General features: G+C 64.4%; 8 protein-coding genes and 1 tRNA gene. All 9 read left to right on the top strand.

The features are described from left to right. The first annotated feature begins 3 nt into the window (after window positions 1-3). The gene (gene tuf / locus ACREE8_RS09205) at window positions 4-1,194 is read left to right on the top strand and encodes an elongation factor Tu (RefSeq protein ID WP_431572689.1); all 1,191 of its coding nucleotides are present in this window, start codon (window positions 4-6) and stop codon (window positions 1,192-1,194) included. A 95-nt stretch (window positions 1,195-1,289) separates the two neighbouring features. After that, a tRNA-Trp gene (locus tag ACREE8_RS09200) sits at window positions 1,290-1,366 on the top strand. Between the two features lie 51 nt (window positions 1,367-1,417). Continuing rightward, on the top strand, window positions 1,418-1,615 hold the full coding sequence (gene secE, locus ACREE8_RS09195) for a preprotein translocase subunit SecE (RefSeq protein ID WP_151177891.1): 198 nt from the start codon (window positions 1,418-1,420) through the stop codon (window positions 1,613-1,615). A 2-nt stretch (window positions 1,616-1,617) separates the two neighbouring features. Next, window positions 1,618-2,145: a transcription termination/antitermination protein NusG gene (nusG, locus tag ACREE8_RS09190; RefSeq protein ID WP_151177890.1), complete on the top strand. Its 528-nt coding sequence runs from the start codon at window positions 1,618-1,620 to the stop codon at window positions 2,143-2,145. 182 nt (window positions 2,146-2,327) lie between these two features. After that, window positions 2,328-2,756, top strand: a complete 429-nt coding sequence (gene rplK, locus ACREE8_RS09185) for a 50S ribosomal protein L11 (RefSeq protein WP_431572688.1) — start codon at window positions 2,328-2,330, stop codon at window positions 2,754-2,756. 3 nt (window positions 2,757-2,759) lie between these two features. Beyond that, the gene (rplA, locus tag ACREE8_RS09180; RefSeq protein ID WP_151177888.1) at window positions 2,760-3,452 is read left to right on the top strand and encodes a 50S ribosomal protein L1; all 693 of its coding nucleotides are present in this window, start codon (window positions 2,760-2,762) and stop codon (window positions 3,450-3,452) included. Between the two features lie 428 nt (window positions 3,453-3,880). Continuing rightward, window positions 3,881-4,402, top strand: coding sequence for a 50S ribosomal protein L10 (rplJ, locus tag ACREE8_RS09175; protein ID WP_431572687.1), 522 nt, complete (start codon window positions 3,881-3,883; stop codon window positions 4,400-4,402). A 54-nt stretch (window positions 4,403-4,456) separates the two neighbouring features. Then, window positions 4,457-4,831, top strand: a complete 375-nt coding sequence (rplL, locus tag ACREE8_RS09170) for a 50S ribosomal protein L7/L12 (protein ID WP_431572686.1) — start codon at window positions 4,457-4,459, stop codon at window positions 4,829-4,831. A gap of 275 nt (window positions 4,832-5,106) precedes the next feature. Beyond that, a partial coding sequence (gene rpoB, locus ACREE8_RS09165; protein WP_431572685.1) for a DNA-directed RNA polymerase subunit beta occupies window positions 5,107-7,267 on the top strand: 2,161 nt, incomplete at its 3' end.

Below are 7,267 nucleotides of genomic sequence, written 5' to 3'. Positions count from 1 at the left end.
ACGATGGCGAAGGCGAAATTCGAGCGGAACAAGCCGCACTGCAACATTGGGACGATCGGTCACGTCGACCATGGGAAGACGTCTTTGACGGCGGCGATCACGAAGGTGCTGGCGGAGACGGGCGGGGCGACGTTCATGGCCTACGACCAGATCGACAAGGCGCCGGAAGAGAAGGCGCGCGGGATCACGATCAACACGGCGCATGTGGAGTATGAGACGAAGGCCCGTCACTACGCGCATGTGGACTGCCCGGGCCATGCCGACTATGTGAAGAACATGATCACGGGCGCCGCGCAGATGGACGGTGCCATCCTGGTGGTCTCGGCGGCGGACGGCCCGATGCCGCAGACGCGCGAGCATATCCTGCTGGCGCGCCAGGTCGGCGTTCCGGCGCTGGTGGTGTTCCTGAACAAGTGCGACATGGTCGACGACCCGGAGCTTCTGGAGCTGGTGGAGCTCGAGGTTCGCGAGTTGCTGACGTCGTACAATTTCCCCGGCGACACCATTCCGATGGTGCGCGGCTCGGCGCTGTGCGCGCTGGAGAACCGGGAACCGGCGATGGGTCACGACGCGATCCTGCAGCTGATGAAGGCGGTTGACGAGCATATCCCGCAGCCTGAGCGCGCGAAGGACCGTCCGTTCCTGATGCCGATCGAGGACGTGTTCTCGATCTCGGGCCGCGGCACGGTGGTGACGGGCCGGATCGAGCGCGGCTCGGTCAAGGTCGGCGACGAAGTGGAGATCGTGGGTCTGCGTCCGACGACGAAGACGATCGTCACGGGCGTGGAGATGTTCCGCAAGCTGCTGGATTACGGCGAGGCTGGCGACAACATCGGCGCTCTGTTGCGCGGCACGAAGCGCGAGGAAGTGGAGCGCGGCCAGGTTCTGTCGAAGCCGGGTGCGATCACGCCGCACACGAAGTTCAAGGCCGAGGCCTACATCCTGACGAAGGAGGAGGGTGGCCGTCACACGCCGTTCTTCTCGAACTACCGCCCGCAGTTCTACTTCCGGACGACGGACGTGACGGGGACGGTGGTTCTGCCGGCGGGCACGGAAATGGTGATGCCGGGCGACAACATCGCGATGGAGGTGCATCTGATCGCGCCGATCGCGATGGATGAAGGCCTGCGCTTCGCCATCCGCGAGGGTGGTCGTACCGTCGGCGCCGGCGTCGTCGCCTCCATCATCGAATAAGGCGCTTTAGGAGCAAGGACTGCAGCCGTAAGCGGGGAACGGCATCCTCGATCAGAGAGCCGGAACCTCGAGATGGGAACCGGCCCGCGGGTCTTAGGAGTGTAGCTCAATTGGCTAGAGCACCGGTCTCCAAAACCGGGGGTTGGGGGTTCGAGTCCCTCCACTCCTGCCACCGCCCGGACTAAACGGGCACCGCGATCGGTTCAAGGTTCGAATGGAAGGCATGGCGAAGATCAACCCGTTAGAGTTTGCCCGGCAAGTCCGCCAGGAAGTCGGCAAGGTCACATGGCCGACCCGCAAGGAAACCGCCATCACGACAGCGATGGTGTTCGCGATGGTGGTGCTTGCCGCCATTTTCTTCTTCCTCGTGGATCAGGTGCTGGCCCTGGTGATGCGCTACGTAATCGGGTTGGGGGGCTGACGATGGCTCAGCGTTGGTACGTGGTGCATGTCTATTCGGGGTTCGAGCGCAAGGTCGCGCAATCGATCCGCGAGCAGGCGCAGCAGGCCGGCATGACCGAGATCGAGGAAGTGCTGGTGCCGACCGAAGAGGTCGTCGAGGTGCGCCGCGGCTCGAAGGTCAATGCCGAGCGCAAGTTCTTCCCCGGCTACGTGCTGGTGAAGATGGATATGACCGACGAGAGCTGGCACTTGGTGAAGAACACGCCAAAGGTCACCGGCTTCCTCGGCGGCAAGGGTCGTCCGTCGCCGATTTCCGATGCGGAGGCGGAGCGGATCCAGAATCAGGTGAAGGAAGGCATCGAGCGTCCGAAGCGTTCGGTGGTGTTCGAGGTGGGCGAGCAGGTTCGCGTCGCGGACGGTCCCTTCACCTCGTTCAATGGGCTGGTGGAGGAAGTGGACGAAGAGCGCGGGCGCCTCAAGGTTGCCGTGTCGATCTTCGGTCGCGCCACGCCGGTCGAACTCGAATACTCGCAGGTCGAGAAGCTCTGAGCTTTCTCGGCCTGGAGGATTGGCGCCGCATCTCGGGGCAGTTGTCCGGATGCGGCTTTGGTGCGGGAGGCCTGGCCAGGGCCGATCAACCGCGCGCCTTGGGGGTCCGCACGGGACCCAACGGACCGGCCGACGTGATTTCGGCGGGCCTGCGCGATGCAGGAGAGAACTGAGGTAGGAACATGGCAAAGAAGATCGAAGGCTATATCAAGCTGCAGATCCCGGCCGGGAAGGCGAATCCCTCGCCGCCGGTGGGTCCGGCACTGGGCCAGCGCGGCCTGAACATCATGGAGTTCTGCAAGCAGTTCAACGCTGCGACCCAGAGCATGGAAGCGGGAATGCCGATTCCGGTGGTCATCACCGCGTTCTCGGATCGCTCCTTCACCTTCATCACCAAGACCCCGCCCGCGAGCTACTTCCTGCTCAAGGCGGCCGGCATCGAGAAGGGCGCCCAGACCACGGGCCGCGGCTTCGTCGGCAAGGTGACGATGGCGCAGGTTCGCAAGATCGCCGAACAGAAGATGAAGGACCTGAACGCCCATGACGTCGACGCGGCCGCCCAGATGATCAAGGGCACCGCGCGCTCGATGGGCCTCGAGGTGGTGGGGTAAGCCATGGCAACGGGAAAGAGACTGCGCAAGGCTTATGAAGGCATCGACCGCGACGCGTTCTATGCCATCAACGATGCCGTGAAGATCATCAAGGGCAACGCGACCGCGAAGTTCGACGAGACCATCGAGATCTCGCTCAACCTCGGCATCGATCCGCGTCATGCCGACCAGAACGTGCGTGGCGTGGTGCAGCTGCCTCACGGCACCGGCAAGTCGCTGCGCGTGGCCGTGTTCGCCAAGGGCGACAAGGCCAAGATCGCCAAGGATGCGGGCGCCGATATCGTCGGCGCCGAGGACCTGGCGGAGAAGGTCAATGCCGGCCAGATCGAGTTCGATCGGGTCATTGCCACGCCGGACATGATGGCGCTGGTGGGCCGTCTCGGTAAGGTGCTGGGCCCGCGCGGCCTGATGCCGAACCCGAAGCTCGGCACCGTCACCAACGACGTCGCCGAGGCGGTCAAGGCCACCAAGGGCGGCCAGGTCGAGTTCCGCGCCGAGAAATCGGGGCTGATCCATGCCGGTATCGGCAAGGCCAGCTTCAGCGAGGCGGCGATCGCCGACAACGTGAAGGCGTTCGTGGGCGCGATCAATCGCGCCAAGCCGGCCGGTGCGAAGGGCACCTTCCTCAAGAAGGTCTCCATCAGCTCGACCATGGGCCCGGGCGTGAAGCTCGACGTGGCGACGGTCGTCGGCTGAATTTCTTCGGTTCGTCGGGCCGTCCCCTTCGCGGGCGGCCCTTCGAGCCGCGTTTGAATACCGGCGGACCGGATCCCTTCGGGGAGACGGGATGTCGGGAAGGTCGGACGAGATCCCTCGGGATCGAAGCCGGCCGCACCTGTCCGAGACTGCGGGTGCCCTGAAGCGGCCTGACAGGGGTCGTTAAGGGCTTAATCCGGTGGGACTGGTTCCCACACCCTGCATAGACGGGAGAACGAGTTTCAGAGCGGCAGCAAAGGCAGTCCCGTCGGGTCGCCTTCTGCCTGCCGCCTCTGGGCTTGAACTTCTGGGACAGGCCGAACCGGACTTCCGGGGACGCCAAGTCACCGGAGGTCCATCGAGCAACCGGGGCTCGAGGGCCGATCACGAGAGTGATCGAACCCAAGCGCCCCAAGCGGAGACGATCAGTGGACCGATCCGAAAAACTGGAGCTGATCACCTCGCTGCACAATACGCTGAAGGAAGCCGAACTGGTCGTGGTGACACGCCAGAGCGGCTTGACCGTGGCTGAGGTCACGGACCTGCGGCGTAAGATGCGTGCAGCCGGTGCCGGCTACCGCGTGGCCAAGAATCGGCTCGCTCGTCGCGCTCTCGAAGGCACCAAATTCACGGGCCTGTCTGATCTGCTTACCGGAACCACGGCACTCGCCTATTCCAAGGATCCGGTGGCGGCAGCGAAGGTGGCGATCACCTACGCGAAGGACAACGAGAAGCTTTCCATCGCCGGTGGCGTGTTGGGCAGCCTGGTCCTCGATCCCGAAGGGATCAAGGCCCTCGCCAGCCTGCCGTCGCTCGATGAGCTTCGCGCCAAGCTTGTCGGCTTGCTGCAGACCCCGGCGACGCGTGTCGCCACGGTTCTGGCGGCGCCTGCCGGCCAGTTGGCCCGTGTGTTCAATGCCTACGCGACGAAAGAGAGCAGCGCGTCGTGACGCGCCGCTCAGAGCCAAACCCAGAAAAACGTTCAAGCCTTAGGAGAAGTTGAAATGGCTGATTTGCAGAAGTTGGTCGACGAACTGTCGAAGCTCACCGTCCTCGAGGCGGCCGAGCTCTCGAAGAAGCTCGAAGAGGCGTGGGGCGTGTCGGCTGCAGCACCGGTCGCGGTGGCTGCTGCCGGTGGCGCCGCCGCCGCTGCTCCCGCCGCGGAGCAGACCGAGTTTGCCGTCATCCTCGTCGAGGCTGGCGACAAGAAGATCAACGTGATCAAGGAAGTCCGCGCCATCACCGGCCTCGGCCTCAAGGAGGCCAAGGATCTCGTCGAGGGTGCGCCCAAGACGGTGAAGGACGGCGTGCCGAAGGCGGAAGCCGAGGCGATGAAGAAGAAGCTCGAGGAAGCCGGCGCGAAGGTCCAGCTGAAGTAGTTCAGCTCACTCGCGACGCCGGGTTCCCGGCAGCGAACGACAAGGCCACCGCTCCCGAGACATCGGGAACGGTGGCCGCGTCGCCCGCGAACCGGGAAGGGCCCGTCGGATTTGGGATCGCCGCATCCCCGAGAAATCGAAACGCGGCGCCGGGCACGGATAGGGCCCGGGCGAACGGCGAAAGCCGCCTGGTTCGCGAAAACCTGCCGGTGGGAATCCCCCGAGGGATTCCCGGGCCCGGATGTCGGGCGTGACGCGCGAGGCGAGGACAAGCAATGACGAATTCCTTCACGGGACGTAAGCGGATCCGCAAGTCGTTCGGCCGTATTCCGGAGATCACCCGGATGCCGAACCTGATCGAGGTGCAGAAAAGCTCCTACGATCATTTCCTGCAGATCGGCGTGACCCCGGAACAGCGCGTGAGTGTCGGCCTCCAGGAAGTGTTCCGGTCGGTTTTCCCGATCAAGGACTTCTCCGAGCGGTCGGAACTGCAGTTCGTGCGCTATGAGCTCGAAGAGCCGAAATACGACGTCGAGGAATGCCAGCAGCGCGGCATGACCTTCGCCGCTCCGCTCAAGGTCACCTTGCGCCTCGTCGTGTGGGACGTGGACGAGGAGACCGGTGCGCGCTCGATCCGCGACATCAAGGAGCAGGACGTCTATATGGGCGACATGCCGCTCATGACGGCGAACGGCACCTTCATCGTCAACGGCACCGAGCGCGTGATCGTCAGCCAGATGCACCGTTCGCCGGGCGTCTTCTTCGATCACGACAAAGGCAAGACCCATTCCTCGGGCAAGTATCTGTTCGCGGCCCGCGTGATCCCCTATCGCGGTTCCTGGCTCGATTTCGAGTTCGACGCCAAGGACCTCGTCTATGTCCGTATCGACCGCCGCCGCAAGCTGCCGGTGACGACGCTGTTCATGGCGTTGGCCGGGCAGGCCGTGGTGCAGAAGATCCGCAAAGACGAAGAGATCACCGACGAGGATCGCCGTTTCGGCGGCATGTCGGCCGAGGAGATCCTTGGTTTCTTCTACGGCCAGACCACCTACAACCGGACCAAGAAGGGCTGGCAGACGACCTTCGATCCCGAGCGGATGAAGGGCGTGAAGCTCGCGCATGACCTGATCGACGCGAAGACCGGCAAGGCCGTGGCCGAAGCCGGCACCAAGATGTCGCCGCGCCTCGCCAAGAAGCTCCAGGAAGCGGGCCTCAAGGAGCAGCTGGTGCCGGTGGAGGATCTGGTCGGGCGCTATGTCGCCGCCGATCTGATCAACGAGAAGACCGGCGAGATCTTCATCGAGGCCGGCCATGAGCTGACCGAGAAGCTGGTGGCCGAGCTGGAAGCGGCCGGGATCAACGCGATCCCGGTGCTGGCGATCGATCATGTCAATGTCGGTCCCTATATCCGCAACACGCTGATGGCGGACAAGAACAACTCGCGCGAGGAAGCGCTCATCGACATCTACCGCGTCATGCGTCCCGGCGAGCCGCCGACGCTCGACACGGCCGAGGTGCTGTTCCAGGGCCTGTTCTTCGACTCCGAGCGTTACGACCTCTCGGCCGTGGGCCGCGTGAAGATGAACTCGCGACTCAGCCTCACCACCGAGGATACCGTGCGCGTGTTGCGCAAGGATGACATCCTGCAGATCGTCCGCATGCTGGTCGAGCTGAAGGACGGCCGTGGCGAGATCGACGACATCGACCATCTCGGCAACCGCCGCGTCCGGTCGGTCGGCGAGCTCCTCGAGAACCAGTACCGCATCGGCCTCCTGCGCATGGAGCGCGCGATCCGCGAGCGCATGAGCTCGGTCGAGATCGATTCCGTGATGCCGCACGACCTGATCAACGCCAAGCCGGCGGCGGCGGCGGTGCGCGAGTTCTTCGGTTCCTCGCAGCTCTCGCAGTTCATGGACCAGACCAACCCGCTCTCGGAGATCACGCACAAGCGGCGCCTCTCGGCCCTCGGGCCGGGCGGTCTGACCCGCGAGCGCGCCGGCTTCGAGGTGCGCGACGTGCATCCGACGCATTACGGCCGCATCTGCCCGATCGAGACGCCGGAAGGCCCGAACATCGGCCTGATCAACTCGCTGGCGACCTACGCCCGCGTGAACCAGTACGGCTTCATCGAGAGCCCCTACCGCAAGGTTACGGCCGGCCACGTCAATGACGAGGTCGTCTATCTCTCGGCGATGGAGGAGGGCCGCTACACGGTTGCCCAGGCCAACGCCGCGATCGACGCCAAGGGCAAGTTCGTGTCCGAGCTGGTGCAGTGCCGCAAGGGCGGCGAGTACATCCTCGGCCGTCCCGAGACGATCGACTTCGTCGACGTTTCGCCCAAGCAGATCGTGTCGGTCGCCGCGGCGCTCATCCCGTTCCTCGAGAACGACGACGCCAACCGCGCGCTGATGGGGTCGAACATGCAGCGCCAGGCGG

Source organism: Hypericibacter sp. (assembly GCF_050729195.1).
In the GTDB taxonomy this organism is placed as follows: domain Bacteria; phylum Pseudomonadota; class Alphaproteobacteria; order Dongiales; family Dongiaceae; genus Hypericibacter.
Note: the sequence above shows the minus strand (reverse complement) of the source record. Positions and strands in the feature narration are given on the sequence as shown.